Annotated in this window: 12 protein-coding genes; 3 read left to right on the forward strand and 9 right to left on the reverse strand. The window is 59.4% G+C overall.

The features are described from left to right. The first annotated feature begins 70 nt into the window (after positions 1-70). On the forward strand, positions 71-3,817 hold the full coding sequence (locus EOM25_00370; protein NCC23640.1) for a PAS domain S-box protein: 3,747 nt from the start codon (positions 71-73) through the stop codon (positions 3,815-3,817). After that, positions 3,807-5,465, forward strand: coding sequence for a PAS domain S-box protein (locus EOM25_00375; protein NCC23641.1), 1,659 nt, complete (start codon positions 3,807-3,809; stop codon positions 5,463-5,465). Before EOM25_00370 ends, EOM25_00375 begins: the two co-directional genes overlap by 11 nt. A gap of 62 nt (positions 5,466-5,527) precedes the next feature. Here EOM25_00375 and EOM25_00380 read toward each other — a convergent pair whose 3' ends face one another. From EOM25_00380 to EOM25_00415, 8 genes are read right to left on the reverse strand one after another with little or no spacing between them, the layout of a single operon-like run. Next, entirely contained in the window at positions 5,528-5,953 is a 426-nt protein-coding gene (locus tag EOM25_00380) for an amphi-Trp domain-containing protein (GenBank protein ID NCC23642.1), read from the reverse strand. 26 nt (positions 5,954-5,979) lie between these two features. Then, positions 5,980-7,164 carry a GAK system CofD-like protein gene (locus tag EOM25_00385; GenBank protein NCC23643.1) on the reverse strand — a complete coding sequence of 395 codons (1,185 nt, stop codon included), beginning with the start codon at positions 7,162-7,164 and terminating at the stop codon, positions 5,980-5,982. Beyond that, positions 7,161-8,255, reverse strand: coding sequence for an HprK-related kinase B (locus EOM25_00390; GenBank protein ID NCC23644.1), 1,095 nt, complete (start codon positions 8,253-8,255; stop codon positions 7,161-7,163). Before EOM25_00390 ends, EOM25_00385 begins: the two co-directional genes overlap by 4 nt. Beyond that, complete coding sequence (locus EOM25_00395) at positions 8,252-9,142, reverse strand: GAK system ATP-grasp enzyme (protein NCC23645.1); 891 nt, start codon at positions 9,140-9,142, stop codon at positions 8,252-8,254. Before EOM25_00395 ends, EOM25_00390 begins: the two co-directional genes overlap by 4 nt. A gap of 39 nt (positions 9,143-9,181) precedes the next feature. After that, a complete protein-coding gene (locus EOM25_00400) occupies positions 9,182-10,837 on the reverse strand; it encodes a PhoU family transcriptional regulator (protein NCC23646.1) in 1,656 nt (551 codons plus the stop codon). Positions 10,838-10,868: 31 nt separating this feature from the next. Beyond that, the gene (locus EOM25_00405; protein NCC23647.1) at positions 10,869-11,141 is read right to left on the reverse strand and encodes an amphi-Trp domain-containing protein; all 273 of its coding nucleotides are present in this window, start codon (positions 11,139-11,141) and stop codon (positions 10,869-10,871) included. Positions 11,142-11,159: 18 nt separating this feature from the next. Beyond that, entirely contained in the window at positions 11,160-12,278 is a 1,119-nt protein-coding gene (locus EOM25_00410) for a hypothetical protein (GenBank protein NCC23648.1), read from the reverse strand. Between the two features lie 49 nt (positions 12,279-12,327). Next, the gene (locus EOM25_00415; GenBank protein NCC23649.1) at positions 12,328-12,834 is read right to left on the reverse strand and encodes a GAK system XXXCH domain-containing protein; all 507 of its coding nucleotides are present in this window, start codon (positions 12,832-12,834) and stop codon (positions 12,328-12,330) included. A 410-nt stretch (positions 12,835-13,244) separates the two neighbouring features. Here EOM25_00415 and EOM25_00420 point away from each other — a divergent pair, with 410 nt between their 5' ends. Further along, a complete protein-coding gene (locus tag EOM25_00420) occupies positions 13,245-15,143 on the forward strand; it encodes a cell envelope biogenesis protein OmpA (protein NCC23650.1) in 1,899 nt (632 codons plus the stop codon). Positions 15,144-15,264: 121 nt separating this feature from the next. Here EOM25_00420 and EOM25_00425 read toward each other — a convergent pair whose 3' ends face one another. Then, positions 15,265-16,119: a glycine betaine ABC transporter substrate-binding protein gene (locus EOM25_00425; protein ID NCC23651.1), complete on the reverse strand. Its 855-nt coding sequence runs from the start codon at positions 16,117-16,119 to the stop codon at positions 15,265-15,267. Between the last annotated feature and the right edge of the window lie 22 nt (positions 16,120-16,141).

Consider the following 16,141-nt stretch of genomic DNA (forward strand, 5'->3'; position numbering starts at 1 on the left):
ACTGAAGGACCTGGAAAAGATTCTGAGATCCTTCGCCTCAAACATGTAACTACTTTCTCACAAATACCCCATGCCCAGAAAAAACCCACGCTCTTCAAAGATCCCTACCCCCGCAGGCAAATCGACCGGCCCAACCCCACAAGCCCCGGCCCTGTATGTGGCCGTGGGGGCCTCGGCCGGAGGCCTGGAGGCCATCGAGGCCTTTTTCTCGGGCATGGCCTCGGAAAGCGGCCTGGCCTTCATCGTCATCCAGCACCTCTCGCCGGACTACAAGAGCCTGATGGTCGAGATCCTGTCCAAGAAAACCCGGATGAAGGTCCAGCGGGCCGAAGACGGCATGGTCGTCCTGCCGGACAACATCTACCTGATTCCACCCAAGAAGAACCTGACCATCTTCCACGGCAAGCTGATCTTGAACGACCAGGAACACGTCAAGGGGGCCATCAATCTGCCCATCGACATCTTCCTCCGCTCTCTGGCCGAGGACCAGGGCGAAAAAGCCGTGGCCGTCATTCTGTCCGGATCGGGCAGCGACGGCATGCGCGGCGTCCGGGCCGTCAAGGAGTTCGGCGGCATGGCCATGGTCCAGAGCGAAGAGTCGGCCAAGTTCGACAGCATGCCCCGGGCGGCCATCTCCACCGGCCTAGTCGACTTTGTCCTCCCTCCCGACGAAATGCCGGACCGTCTCCTGTCCTTTGCCAAGCACCCCTTTGTGGCCAAGGCCGAGCGGTCCGAAACCGCCATCAGCGACGAGGACGCCCTGAGCCGGATCTTTTCCATGCTCCGGGAAAAGTTCAAGGTCGACTTCACCTTTTATAAGCCGAGCACCATCACCCGACGCATCGAACGCCGCATGTCCATCAACCGGATCGACGAGATCAGGGACTACGTGGCCTATCTCCAGAAGTATCCGGCCGAAGCGGCCACCCTGTTCCGGGAATTCCTCATTGGCGTGACCCGGTTCTTTCGGGACCGCGAGGTCTTTGATCTCTTGAAGCAGAAATGGCTGGCCGAAATCCTGGACAGAGCCGAAAATAGGGAAACCCGATTCTGGGTGGCCGGGTGTTCCACCGGCGAGGAAGCCTACACCCTGGCCATCCTGGCCAAGGAGTGCATGCAGGCCTCGGGGAATTTCCGCGACCTCAAGATCTTCGCCACGGACATCGACCGGGACGCCGTCCAGTTCGCCGCCAACGGGGTCTATCCCGACAGCATCGCCGCCGACATTCCCGAGGGCCTGCTGACCAAATACTTCTACAAGCGTCAGGACAGCTACCAGATCGCCCGCAACATCCGGGAGATGGTCGTGTTTGCCCAGCACAACCTGATCAAGGATCCGCCCTTCACCAACATCGACCTCATCTCCTGCCGCAACCTGCTCATCTACCTCCAGCCGCTCCTGCAGCGCAAGGTTTTCGAATTCTTCAATTTCTCCCTGAACCTGCGGGGCCTTTTGATTCTGGGCACCAGCGAAACCACCGGTGAGATGAGCGACTATTTCGAGAGCCTGGATCACAAATGCAAGATCTTCCGGACCAAGGGGCTGGTCAAGCATGTCAAGGACGGGATCATGCTTCCCCACGCCCCGGAAGTCCGGTACCGCGACCTTGGCGGCCGTTTCACCGGGCTGCGCAGGGAGCAACAGGGCGCAGGCGATCGGGTTCTGGAGCGTTTTGTCGACGTCCTGACCGAGGACTACGTCGATCTGGCCGTGATCGTGAACGAGCAGATGGAGATCGTCCACATCATCGGCGACACCGAGGGCTTCTTCAAGGTCCCCTCGGGCAAGCTCTCCATGGACATTTCCAAGATGGCGGCCAAGGACCTGGCCATACCCCTGTCCACGGGTATCCAAAAGGTCTTCCGCAAGCAGGAGCCACTGCATTTCACCAACGTCCGCATCCGTCATCAGGACGGCCACAGAATGATCGACCTGCGGATCAAGCCCCTGCCCCAAAAAAAAGGCCAGGAGGCCTTGGCGGCCGTCTTCCTCGAGGAAGTCAGGAAGATGAAACCGTCGGATCCCGCCCAGGCCGTGCAGACCTACGACCTGTCCCGCGAGGCCGAGCAGCGGATCAAGGACCTGGAGCAGGAGCTGCAATTCACCCGGGAAAACCTCCAGGCCACGGTGGAGGAATTGGAAACGGCCAACGAGGAGCTCCAGGCCACCAACGAGGAACTCCTGGCCAGCAACGAGGAATTGCAGTCCACCAACGAGGAACTCCAGTCCACCAACGAGGAACTCTATTCGGTCAACTCCGAGTACCAGTCCAAGATCATGGAGTTGAGCGAACTCCACAACGACGTGGACAACCTGCTCCGGGCCAGCCTCATCGGCCAGTTGCTCCTGGACGAGAACCTGGAGATACGTCGCTTTTCGCCCCAGCTCGTGGAGATCTTCAAGCTCCTGGACAGCGACGTCGGCCGGCCCCTGACCCACATTTCCCATCACCTGGCCAATGTCGACCCGATCAAGATCATCGAGGAGGTCCAGAAAACCGGACGCATGTCCGAACACGAGGTCCGGACCATGGACGGCCGATGGCACCTCATGCGCGTCGTCCCCTATGCCGTGGGCCCCAAGATATTTTCCGGGGCCATGGTTTCCTTTGTGGACATCACCAGGATCAAGCAGGCCGAGGAAGACCTGCGGGCCAGCGAGGAAAAGCACCGCGGCCTGTTCGAGACCCTGCCCCTTGGCGTGGTCTACCATCTGGCCGACGGCACGATCTTTTCGGCCAACCCGGCGGCCGAACGGATTCTGGGCCTGACCCAGGACCAGTTGAAGGGCAAGACCTCCATGGACCCGCGCTGGAAAATGATCGACGAAAAGGGGGCCAACGTTCCCGGAACCGAACACCCGTCGTCCATTGCCCTGCGGACCGGACGGATCGTCGGCCCGGTCATCCGGGCCGTGTTCCATCCCGACAGAAACGACTACATCTGGCTGTCCATCACGGCCACGCCCCTTTTCAGGCCCGGGGAGAAAATCCCCTATCAGGCCTACGCCATATTCGATGACATCACCGAAAAACGGCGCGTCGCCCAGGACTACCAGACCCTGTTCAAGGAAATGCTGAACGGGTTCGCCGTCCACGCCGTCATCTGCGACAACATTGGAAAACCCGTCGATTACCGTTTTCTGGCCGTGAACCCGGCCTTTGAACGAATGACCGGTTTGCGGGCCGAAGACATCGTCGGCCGGACGGTTCTCCAGGTTTTGCCCAATACCGAGCCCTATTGGATCGAGGCCTTTGGCCAAGTGGCCCTGACCGGCGAGGCCAAGACCTTTGACAACTACGCCCGGGAACAGAACAAGCATTTCCGGGTCACGGCCTTCAGGCCGGCTCCGGACCAGTTCGCCTGCATCTTCGCCGACATCACCGAACAGAAGATGGCCGAGGAGGAAGTCAAGGCCGCCCATGACCGGCTCCTGACCGTTTTGGACAGCATCAACGCCCTCATCTACGTGGCCGACATGGAGACCCATGAAATCCTGTTCATGAACAAATACGGCCAGAACGACTATGGAGACGGTACCGGGCAGAAATGCTGGAAGGTGCTCCAGAACGGTTCCGGCCCATGCGATTTCTGCACCAACGACAAGCTGGTGGATGCCGAAGGCAAACCCACCGGCGAGTACAGCTGGGAATTCCACAATCCCGTAACGGATCGGTGGTACGCATGTTTCGATCGGGCCATACAATGGGTCGACGGACGGCTGGTGCGGCTGGAAAGCGCCTTTGATATCACCGACCGCAAGCGTTCCAAACGCGACGGCCGGGGTTCCGACCAGGAGGGTGACCATGAGCGATGATTCCAGGGAAGAAAAAAACTCCCTGCGGGAGCGGGCCGAGGCCCGTCTGTTTCAGTCTCCGCCGATGACCGAGAACCTTTCCGGAGCCGAACTCAAGGCCCTGATCCACGACTATCAGGTTCATCAGATCGAGCTGGAAATCCAAAACGAGGAGCTTCGGGAAACCCAGAAGCAGCTTGAGGAAGCCCGGGACCGCTTCGCCAGGCTCTTCAACGACGCCCCGGTGGGCTATCTGACGGTCGACGAGCACGGCATCATCGTCCAGACCAACGAAACCTTCGCCACCATGGTCGGCAAGGAGGCCCATCTCCTCCCCACCAAGGCCCTGGCCGATTTCATCCTCGCCGCCGACCGATCCGTCTTTCACGGCCGGTTCAGGGCCTTTTTCAAAACCCCCAGGGGAAAGGAACTCGACTTTCGGCTGAAGTGCGCCAAAGGAACCCGGAACGTCCGGTGCGTCGGCCGGATCGAGGATGAATCCTTCAAGCCGTCCTCCCGTTCCGAATCCAGGATCCTGCTCGTGGTCTCGGACATCACCGCCCAGATCCGGGCCGAAACGGCCCTCCGGGAGCGGGAACGTTTCCTGAGCGCCATCCTTGAAACGACCCAGGATGGTTTCTGGATCATCGACGGACAGGGGCGGATCACCGAGGCCAATGCCGCCTATTGCCGCATGTCGGGATACAGCAAAGAGGAGCTGACCCGTCTGGGGGTCTCCGACCTGGAGGCCGTGGAGCGGTTCGAAGAGACCAAGGCCCGCATCGGGCGTATTGTCCAAAACAGATCTGAACGCTTCGAGACCAGACATCGCCGCAAGGACGGAAGTCTGTTCGACGTCGAGGTTTCGGTCTCCCACCTGGACATCGACGGCGGTCGCTTCGTCTGCTTCTGCCGGGACATCAGCGCGCGAAAACGAGACGAAGATAGAATGGCCAAGATCGTCAAGGAACTCGAACAAGCCATTGTCGAAAAGGACGCCTTCTTCTCCATCATCGCCCACGACCTGAAGTCCCCCATGTCAGGATTCCTGTCCCTGACCCGGTCCTTTGCCGACGACGTCATGGGCTGGTCCGCAGCCGAATTGAAAACGATCTCCCAGGCCCTGCTCAAGGGGGCCGAAGGAGTGACGGAACTCCTGGACAATCTTCTCCAATGGGCCATGTTGCGACGAGGAATGATCGAGTATGAGCCGCGATCCTGCGATTTTCGGTCCATGGTCGCCAGGGCCATGGACGCAGTTCGTCCCATGGCCGCCCTGAAATCCATTTCCTTGGAGAATCGGGTTCCCGACCATGTCCAGGCCCTGATCGACCAACCCATGATGGACACGATCCTCAGAAACCTCCTGGGCAATGCCCTGAAATTCACCCACCGAGAAGGAACGGTCTCGGTCATGGCCGAACGCCGGGGGTCCATGATTCACGCGGCTGTCCAGGACAACGGGGTCGGCCTGGACACGAAGGAGCTCTCACGACTCTTTTCCCTCAACCAAAAGACCTCCCGGCCCGGAACCGAAGGGGAAAAAAGCAGCGGCCTGGGTCTCATCCTCTGCCGGGACTTCATCGCCAGGCACGGCGGCCGGATCTGGGCCGAAAGCGACCCCGGCCGGGGGGCGACCTTCCATTTTACGGTGCCGGCCGGGGAATGAAATGAAAACGGCCCGTCCGCATTATCTGCGGACGGGCCGTTTTCATTCGTCCGTTCCCGATGCTATTTGCCGGTCTTGGGGCCGGATCCGATTTTGGCCTCCTCGGGCTTGGCCTTAGGCACGACGCTCTTGGGGGCCTTGGACACGTCCTCGGGCTTGGGCCCGGCCGCCTTTTCACCGCCGATGGGGCACGGGGCCGCAGGCTTTTCCTCGACCGGTTCGGAGGGCTTGTCCGAAATGCTCAGCCCCTCGCCCTCATCCGCCGCGGAAGTCATCCAGCCCAACTCCATCTCGAACTTGGCCTTGCCTTCCTTGACCTTGGCCTCCACTTCCACGTCCACGACCTGGCCGGGAAGAAGCTCCACCGAGGTCTCGCCCTGCTCGACCACGATCCGGCCGGCCTTGAAGGCCTTGACCAGACTTTCCAGGTATTCGACGGCCGCAGCCGTTTCCATGGTCTGCTTGAACACGACTTTCTTCTTTTCCATTGATCCACTCCTTGTTGATTTCGGTTTCAGGTCAGCGAAAGCAGGGCCTCGGTCAAGAGACCCGGATCGATGAACGGCGAGGACTCTGGACTGACCAGGGACGCGTCGATGGCCATCACCCCGTGCTGATGAAGCCGCAGGCGCTCGACCTTGCCCTGATACCGTCCGGCCCTGGTATCCAGCAGGACATACTTGAGGACCGCGTCGTTGGACAGGCCCTCGTCATCCTGCTTGAGATAGCGCAACAATTCCCGGACCTGGTCTTCAACGCTCATGCCCGGACATTCAGGATCAGGGACCGTGCCGGGAACAAAGACCTTGGGGCAGGGATTGGCCCCCACGGCCCGGCCAACGCCTCGGGGCAGGATCGGGGCCACCAGGCTGGAATAGAAGCTGCCCATAGGATAGCAGATCAGATCGGCGCCGTCGATCAAAGCCCGGATCTTGTCCCGGATCTCGACCTCGGCTCGGTTCCCGGCCTTGTCGGCCAGATAGATATCCCGGACCGGGCTGGAAATGGGCCCGGCCTCCTTGCCGGTCAAAAGATGCTGGCCCACGATTCTCTCCCCGTTCTCCAGTTCAGCCACCAGGTCGAGGTCAGAGTTGACCACGGCCCGGACCGTGCCCCGAACCTGGACCAGCATGGAGAAAAGGTAGATGACCGGGTCCAAATGCCCGCCGTTCTCCAGGTATCCAGCGGCCAGAATCAGGTTGCCGATGCTGGCCCCCTGGAGCCGGAAGCCCCGGGGCATGCGCTGGAGAAAGGTCTCCAGACTGCGGCGGATGATCTTGCGCATGGGGTCCACGATCTCGGCCACCAAGGAATGTTCCCCGGCGGCCATGGCCCGGAGTTCGTCCACAAGAATTTCATAGTGCCCATCCTTGGGAAAACGGTGGGCAAAAAGCCGAAAGATGGCCGGGTTGCCCAGGAGACTTTGGTCGGCCAGGGCCATGAGCCGGTTGCGGATGTCGCCGATGGCCGGCATGGCAAAGGCCCGCCGCAACTCGGCCGAACTGCCCCCCGAGTCGAACGGCGTGATCAGGTGGATGGAATTGTGAGTGTAGGCCACCAGCCGCCGGCTGGTCTCCCGCAAGGCCGTGCCTCCGCTGAAGAAGAGGATGGCCGGTCCCAGATCCGGGCTGCGCCGGTATCGCTCCAGGCGGACCCGGTCCGGAATGCGGACCCGGCGATCGATGGACAGGCTGGTCATGCAGCCACTCCGGGTCGGCCATGGCGAAGGAAGTTCAGACAGGTGTCCGCGGCCAGGATGAAATCCACTCCACCGGAGAATTCCAGGACCAAGGACCCGGCCAAGGCCCGGACATAGACCTCGGGACCCGGTTCCCGGTTTATTCCCGGACGGGGCAGAAAAAAGAGGCCAGGTGATTTCATGAAGGCCGGCAAAAGATCTCGTCTGGCATCGAGGTCAACGACCTCGACCCGGCATTTCCCCTGACCCCGCTTCCAGTTGAGGATGGCCAGCCCGTCCATGGGCGCCTCCAGACAGAACCGGCCCGGGCCGAAGCACTGGTCGAGAAAGGCGTCGTGTTTGGCCTCCAGGCTCCACAACTCGTCCGGAACCATGGCCTCGTAAATGCCCCGCTCGGTCTCGGTCAGCATTCCGGCCAGGTCGGGGTTGCCCATGATCGTTCCCGGGTTGATCCGGGGAAGCTTGGCCACCCCGTGCATGGTCATCGGCTCTCCGGCCTGGACCACGAGCCGATCGTTGCTGACAAAGGAAGTTCCCCGGCTCATGAGGTGGAGGGCCAGGGTCGACTTGCCGGCCCCGGAGAAACCCGCCAGAGCCAGGCCACGGCCATGGGCGGCCACTCCGGCCGCATGGCCCAGGATTCCGCCCTGGTTGAGCATCCAGTCGATGTGCCGGTTGTTGATGAAGTTGACCACTTGGTTGGGGTTGTCCAGACATGGCCCCACTGCGGCGTGCAGATCGCCGCCAAAAGCGAAGACCATGCCGGTCAGGCGCTTGCGGACGATACGGCCGTCGGGCAGATCGACGAACTCTTCCTTGATCTTGGTCTTGCCCGGGTCCGGCGGTCTGGTCTCGAAGGCCAGATCCGTCAAAGGCGGCTCGCCCTGGTGGGCCGTGACGACCATGACCGGTTCGAAATCGGGCTTCAAGGACACGAAGGGCCCGAAATACTCCTTCAATTCCCGAATCAGGCCGTCGTGGTTGGACAGAAGTTGAATCCGAAATCGGCCAAAGGCCAAGTTCAGAGCGAATCCAGCCGGATAGGCTCGATGCAACTCGTTGACCAGGGATGATACGGTCGGTCCGGTCATGCCCCCAGCCTCCCCAATACATGTTTGGCATAAAGCTCGGCCGCGTCCAGGCCGCGAGCCTCGAGTATGCCCCGGAAGCCCCCAAAGGCCGAGACCTCGAAAACCATGGGGCCCCGTGATGTCTCGACCACGTCGACGCAGGTGAATTCAAGACCGAACAGGGCCTGGGCCCGCTCGGCCACCTCGATACTCTCGGGCAGGGGGTCGCAGGCCTCGTACTTGCCGCCAGAAACCGTGGTCGTGTTCCAGGCCGACCCGTCCGTGGAGCACCGGGCGTAGGTGGTCACATATTTTCCGCCCAGAAAGACAATGCCCAGATCCCGGCCGTTCAGGTCGATCATCTGCTGGATGTACATGATGGCGTTGTCCCGATGGTAGTCCCGGATCTTCTCGGCGCATTGGCCATTGTCGGCGATAACGCACATACCTCGGCCCTTGGAGGTGTACAGGGGTTTGAACACGGCCTGATTGTACATTCCGACGGCCTCGATGGCCTCGTCCACGCTCTCGGTTATGGTCGTCGGAGGCATGGGGATTCCGGCCATACGCATGGTCACCGTGCAGGTCAGGCGGTTCAGGACCCGGATAATGGCCTCGGGCGAGGAAAAGACCCTGGTCCCCCTGGATTCGAGATAACGGAGGATTTCCAGACGATCCAGAAGCAGGGGCGAGTACCTGGCCCCGATCTTCTTGATCATCAGACCGTCCATGGTTGCCAGGTCCACACCCCGGTACCAGACCTGGCCCGAGTCGAGATCGGCCCGGACCTCTTCCATGTCCACCAGCAGCCTCTGCCCGGTCAACCGGCCCACGGTGTCGGCCAGCAGTTCCGAAGACCATCCGCCGATGGTCCCCACCACGGCCATGCGTGGCCCGGTCGTATTCATATCGGTCATGCTCCTTTGTCCTTGTGTTGTCGGGCCCGTTCAAGCCCGAAGGACCCGGTCAGGAAAGACATACTCGTGGACGCCTGATCCATCAAGGGCGGCCAGATTCTCGAACAGGTAATGGGCCCGGTTGAACATGTCCCGGGCAAAGGATCCGTCCAGCTCGAACCGGGTCGAGGTGCACAGGGACCGGGCAACGGCCAGGGCCAGGCGGACCTCGAAGGTCGAATCCTTCTGCTCGGCGGCAAAGGCCCGGGCGAAGTGCAGAAACGAGTCCATGACCGTTTCCAGGCGTTCGCGCAGACCGGCCTCGAAGACAGGCATTCTGAAATTGGAAACCAGAAAAACCGAAACGTCCTGGACATAGTCGAACATCCGGGACCGATACACATCGATGTACCGGACCCGCTGCTCGCCATGGTCGTAAACGATGTTGTTGCAGTTCATGTCCCCGTGGATGAAGATCGAGAATGGCGCCGTCAACTCCGATTCCAATTTTCGACATGACGAAATCAGGAAAACCGTGGAAGGAATGGTCGTGCCGTTCAGCACGCTCTCCTCCCGCATGATCCGGGGGTGGACCTGAAGCACGGCCTCCAGTCGATCCCGAAGCTGGGAGATGAAATTCACCCGCACCGGCCCTGGGACCAGGGTCGACTGCCAGATGGAGGCCAGGGTCTCCTGCAAAATGAAACAGGCGTTCTCCAGGATCTCGGACTCTGAGGACAGAATGACCTCGTCCATGGTGCACCCGGGCAAAAATTCGACCAACATGGAGGCGCTGCCCTCGACGCTGTCCTCGGAATAGCTGAAAACCTTGGGTACCAGGCCCGGGAACAGGGCATCCCATCGCTCCAGGTTTTCCTTCTCGCCATGTATCTTGGCCTGTGTCCCTTCCTTGAAGATGCTGCCCGTGGCTGTTTCCAGGCCGTGGTCGTCCTTTTTCTCCACCCGCCCGATCCGGCACCCGGACCGCGTCCCCCAGATGGCCTGAAAGTCCACCTCGTCCAGATGGCCGGCAAATCCGCTCTTGCTCAGATTCCGCTGCAGGGCCTGGAATTGGTGGATCTTGATCTTCTCTCCGATGACCGCGAAGAGAATGGCTTCCCCGATGTTCAGCAGGGAATCCCCGATCCGCTCTAGATACCGGAAGATGAACAGCACCGTGACCAGATCCTGCACGTCCCGGGTCGTGCTTTGAAGGCGGTCCATGATGTGGCCGAAGGTCAGCTTGTACATTTTGTCAAGGCTGTTCTCGGCCCGGCAGATCTCCAGGGCCAGGGTCACGTCGTGCTCCTCCATGGCCGGGAGGACATGGTTCAGGCCTTCTTCGATGACCAGGAGATGGCTCTCGTAGTCGAATTCGTGGAGAAAGGTGAAATGCCGGAAATACTGGACCTGGCGGACGATGTTCACGCAGAAGTCGGCGATCCGTTCCAGGTTGACGGCCACGATGTGCATGGACCGGACCTTGTTGATCTCGCCCTTCTGAAGCTTCCGCCCGCCCAGGAGTTCCGAGAAGCACTTGTTCTCGATGATGTTCTTCAAATTGTCGATGTAGTCGTCCCGGGCCACGATCTTGTCGTACAGGGCCGAGTTGGGCTCGTTCAGGAAGTCGAACGTGGCCAGGACCTGTCCCCGGACGTCCAGGATCAGAAACCTGAAGTTCTCCATCAAGCCTTCAAAGGTGATCATCGCCGGTCTCCGGAATTCCTTGTGGACTCTGTCAACTGCTGATGACCATGTCTTCGGAAGGCGCGACCGAAGTTATGGCCATTTCCTTCCATTCGACCTTCAGATTGATCTTGCACGACTCGTTTTTCTTCTTGGCCTTGACCGAGAACCGGAGCATGCCTCCGGGCCGCATGACCATTTCCTCGCCGTCGGTGCTGAGCACGATCTTGCCCTTGGCGAACCCTTCCTCCAATGACTGGAGATATCGTTGGATCGACGTGTTGTCCTGCATGGACTCGAAGGAAAACTTGCCCTCGTCGCTCATGGTCTTTCTCCTGTTAGCCTAGCCGTCCAGGCGGTTTCGATACTGTTCGATGACCAAAGATCGGTCCAATCCACAGAGGACCAGCCGTTTTCTGATGCCCGGGTCGTCCCAGGCCGGCTGATACCCGACTTCACGGGAGGCCTTTTCCCCATCCTGCATCTCCGGGTCCTTGATCTTTTCGCCCAAATGGGTGTCATCGCCCATGAACACGAGCAGACGGCGATCATGTGGGGCGCAGGCGTTCTTGCGCTCAACGGCGGTGATCAGGAACTCGGTGTAGCGCTGCGACTGGGGGTTCCAGACCTCGTAGCCGTCAACGTCGTAATCGGCCAGAAGGATGGGCCAGAATTGTTCCGGGTGGGGAACCACGATCCCGGCCCCCAGGGCCCGGGCCTCCTCGATGATCTCCGAGGTCCGGTAGAAGTAGTGGAGGGGAAACTCGGCCTTGACCAGGACCTTGACGGTCTTGAGATAGACTTGGACCCGGTCGATGAAAGTGTCGCCGTAGTCTTCGCGCAAGGCGTTGAACCAGTTCCGCAGCAGCTTGTTCTTGATGGCGTTGGCCGGAACCTTGTCCAGACTGGCTTCCAGCAGGTCGCGAACCTTTGTCACGCCGGTGCGGACGAAGTCCACCAGAACGCGGTCGGCCCCGGTTTCCCGGGCCGCGGCCCGTATCCTGTCCTCGTTGGGCCCGACAATGGTCTCCATGAAATCGAACAATTGGGAGGATCGGTACTTGTGGGTGTGGGCCAGCATGGACCGAAGAACATGGGCACCCTCGAGGCGGTCGGCCCGAAAATGGAGAAGCAACTGGACCTTCTGGTTGAACCCTCGGGAATAGCAGTCCACCTCCACCCCGGCATACGGCCCAAGGGTCATGAGCTCATTGTGCTGGGTGGGAATGACCAGTTCGGACTCCCGGTTGGGAAACATGTCGTGGACCCTGTCCATGGCTACGTCCAGGGGGATGAACTCCGGATGCCAATGCACGGCCAGAACCGATTTCTGCCGGGCGTGGACCCGATCCGGCCGGCGAAGGACATCCAGTTGCTCTGGGGTCAACTCCTCGGACACGACCCGCACGAACCTGGCCCGATCCTCGTCCGTCACCTCCGAAGTTTCCCGGGCCGGGTCCATGAAAGCCCCGTTTCTGGGCACGGCCGCAATGTCCGGCCTCCGCCCGACCCTACTTGTGCTGGTCATGGCACTGTTCCTTGCAGGCCTCCAGCGCCTCCGCGGCCTGGCGCGACCGTTCCAGATCGCCGGTCTCGAGTGAGACCCGCAACTCGTCGCAAAGAGCCGTGAACTGCTCGTAGTGTTCGTCGCCATAGCCCTCGTAGGCCACCATCAGTTCACAGTCGTGCAGAAATACCGAAACGATTTCCGAGGAGGGCAAGGTACCGGAATCCAGGGAGGCGATGATCTCCCGAAAATAGACCTTCATCCGTTTTTTGAGTTTTTTGTACGAAGGGGGTTGATTCTCTTCATCGTGCTCTCGGGCCTTGATCTTGACCCGGACCGTGAGACTTGGCCCATCCTGACGAAGGCTGACCTTGATCTTGCTGAAGGCCTGGATTTCGATCCCGTGTTCTTGCAGAATCCCCCCGCCCCTTTCCACGGAATCGGCCAAAGACCGGAAGAAGAGTCCGGCTTCGTCCCGCTGGATGATGGTTTCAAATTTCTGTGATGACATGCCTTCTCCCGATGATCGAATGTTGTGTCCCAGGACAACGCGGGTCCGGCCCGCAAAATATCGAACGTTCAATTGGAAGTATTAGTCCAAGGCATGTTACAATTTCATGACATCGCCCCCCCTTCTTGGTGACAGACGTGATTTTGTCGACAACCAGGCCGAAAACTCAATATACTCAGCACCAAAAGAATTCCTCACTCATGCCGTGAAATTCTTCGCTGGTCGTCGGACGATCTTGACCGAATTAAATCCGTTTCCAAAATTTGACGTCATCGTCATCCAAGAGAAACCAAAACCATCCAGTATTCGAGTATGGTGATTCAAAGGAATCAATTCACGGCCAAGCAAAGGCATTCTCGCATCCAGCGTGAAAACTTGATGGTCAAAAAACTCGAACTGGAGGAAAATAGATGCAGAAGGAAATGAGCACCCTGGCGACCATACCGGGGGTCCATGGTGTCATGGCCAGGAGCAGGGACGGAAAAATCGTGGATTTCGGCCTGAAGGACTATCTCGGACACGATGGCCTCAGATCGCTGCGGAGACTCATAGCCAAATTGCCAGATCGTCCGAAATCAAGACATCGCCTGCGGTTCGCCCCGATCCCGTGGTCCGGGGTCAACGGCTTGATCGCCCTGTTCAACGACGGGGAACTTTTGGTGCTCACCTCCCCGGAAGCGGATCAAAAGGCCATCGCCAAGTCCATTGAAGCCCATGAAGCCATCTTGTCGATGTTCTTCGTTCCAAAGGACGATGATACGCTTGAGATACAGTCATCCAAATTTGATCCGACCCCAAAAAACCGCCGGCTACCACGGGCATTGCTGGCCATGTTCTTGGGAATGATCGTCGTCGGAGGCGCTTGGATGATGAACCTTCCCACGATGCTCTTGTCGAACACCGTCGGGAGCGGAACGGCCCAGGCCTTGCCCGAATCCGAGGGACAGGGTCCCACGCCCTCGGGACCGCCGCGAACCATATTGCGAATTCAAGGCTCAAACACCATCGGAGCCAAACTTGCTCCAGAACTTTCCAATGCCTATCTGGACGCCATTGGTGCCAGGGACATTCGGGTAGAACCCGGCAAGAAACCCGAAGAATGTGCCGTTCTCGCCAGCCATGCCAACGGTGAACAGATCCGGATCGATATCGAAGCCCACGGATCATCGACGGCCTTCAAAGGCCTCGGCCAAGCAAGCTGCGATATCGGCATGGCCTCGCGACCGATAAAAAATAAGGAAATGGAAATACTGAACAGGGATGGCCTGATGAACGACTCGGGCTTCGAGCATGTTTTGGGTCTGGACGGTATTGCCGTCATCGTCCATCCGGCAAATGAAATAGAGGCGTTGACCATTGATCAAATCGCCGCCATTTTTTCCGATGAAGTGCATGACTGGAGCCAAATTCCCGAAAGCGGCATCCAGGGCCAGGTTGTCATCGCCGCCAGGGACGAAAAATCCGGCACATGGGAACTGTTCAAGGAAAAGGTGCTCCAAGACAAGACGCTCTCCCCTCTGGCCGAACGAATAGAGGATAGCCGGGCCCTATCCGGAATGGTTTCCAGAAACATGCGGGCCATCGGTTTCATCGGCCTGCCCTATATCCTCTCCTCCAAGGCGGTGGCCGTGGCCGAAGGGTCGAACAAGCCCGTGTTCCCGACACCATTCACCGTGGCCACCGAAGACTACCCCCTAGCCCGAAGACTTTTTCTCTACACCCTTGACGATCCTTCGAGTGAGCATGCCCGACCCTTCCTCGAGTTTGCCCTGAGCAAAAATGGACAGCACCATGTCGAGCAGACCGGATTCGTTCCCCTGACCATAAGCGAACACGTCATTTCTCCTCCGGACGAGTCGCCCGAAGCGTTCTTCAAGCTGGCACGGTCCTCCTCGCGTCTCTCGATGGCCTTTCGCTTCAAGCCGGGATCTGATCGTTTGGACAGCAGGGGCCAAAAAGATGTCGAACGCCTCGTGGAATTTCTGAACACTCATCAAAACCGTGGCCGATCATTGACTCTTGTCGGTTTTGCCGACTCCATCGGCGCCGACGAAGTCAACGACAGCCTCTCGTTGAGCCGAGCGCAGTCCGTAGCCCAAACCTTGATTTCTCGCGGGCTTCCCATTCACTCCGTTCTTGGGTTGGGCAGCAGGCTCCCGGTTGCCGACAACGCCACCCAAAACGGCAGGGAAAAGAACAGACGGGTCGAGGTCTGGGTCGATCATCGGCCTCAGGCCCTGCTCGATCCCAAACTGGAATCGGCGCATGAAAAGGTGCTCCATGACAAAAACAAAAATGTGTCGGCATGATCCGAAACCGTGATCCGCAGCCCTTGTTCTATTGCCGGGTCATGAGCCATCTCCCATATGTCGGCCAAACAAAAAGGCCGCCCCAAAGGGCGGCCTTTTGCATTCATCAGATCAGCTCACTCTACTTGTCCAGCCATTTTTTGACCAGGTCAGGATTCTCCTTCATGAACCGCTTGGCATTGGCGGCAGGATCGGCGTCCTTTTCCTGATTCCAGGCCATGAGCATCTGCAACTGGTTGGGGTTGTCGTAGGAAAAACGATCGAGGATGGCGTAGACTTCGGGCATGTCTTTCTTCAGCCCCTTGCGGACAATGGTGTCGATATGCTCCTCCTCGCCCAGGACACCCTTGGGGTCTTCCAGATACTTGAGTTCCCAACGGCCGAACATCCAGTGAGGGGACCAAGCCGTGACCACGACCCACTTCTTGTTCTTGATGGCGTCGGACAGGGCCGCGGTCATGGTCGCCCCGCTGCCTTCCATGAGTTCCAGCTTGTCAAGTTTGTATTCCTTGATGGCTTTTTCCGACAGGCCCATGAGTCCGGCCCCGGGGTCGATGCCAATGATCTTGCCGTCGAACTTGTCGGCGTTGGCGTTGAGTTCCTCGATGGAGGAAATGGTCACATAGGTGGGAACTGCCCAGCCCAGACGGGCCCCGCCGGTAATGGGTCCCAGGTTCTCTACCTTGTCCTGGACCTTGTCGAAATAGGTGGCATGTGTCACCGGCAGCCAAGCCGTGACCATGGCGTCAACGTCCCCGGTGCCGACGGCCTGCCACATGGCCGCTCCGGCCACGGGAAAAAGTTCCACCTCATATCCCTGCTCTTCGAGCACGGCCTTAGCCAGATTGGTGCTGGCCGTGGCGCAGTCCCACTCCACGTAGGCCAGTCGGACCTTGCCCTTGCCGGCCAGGACCGGAGTGGCGATCATTGCCGTCAAGGCAAGACAACCAACTAAAAGTATAGCGATTCTTTTCATGTCAACTCTCCTTGTTCAGGTT

It is taken from the genome of Deltaproteobacteria bacterium (assembly GCA_009929795.1).
Lineage (GTDB): Bacteria > Desulfobacterota > Desulfovibrionia > Desulfovibrionales > Desulfomicrobiaceae > RZZR01.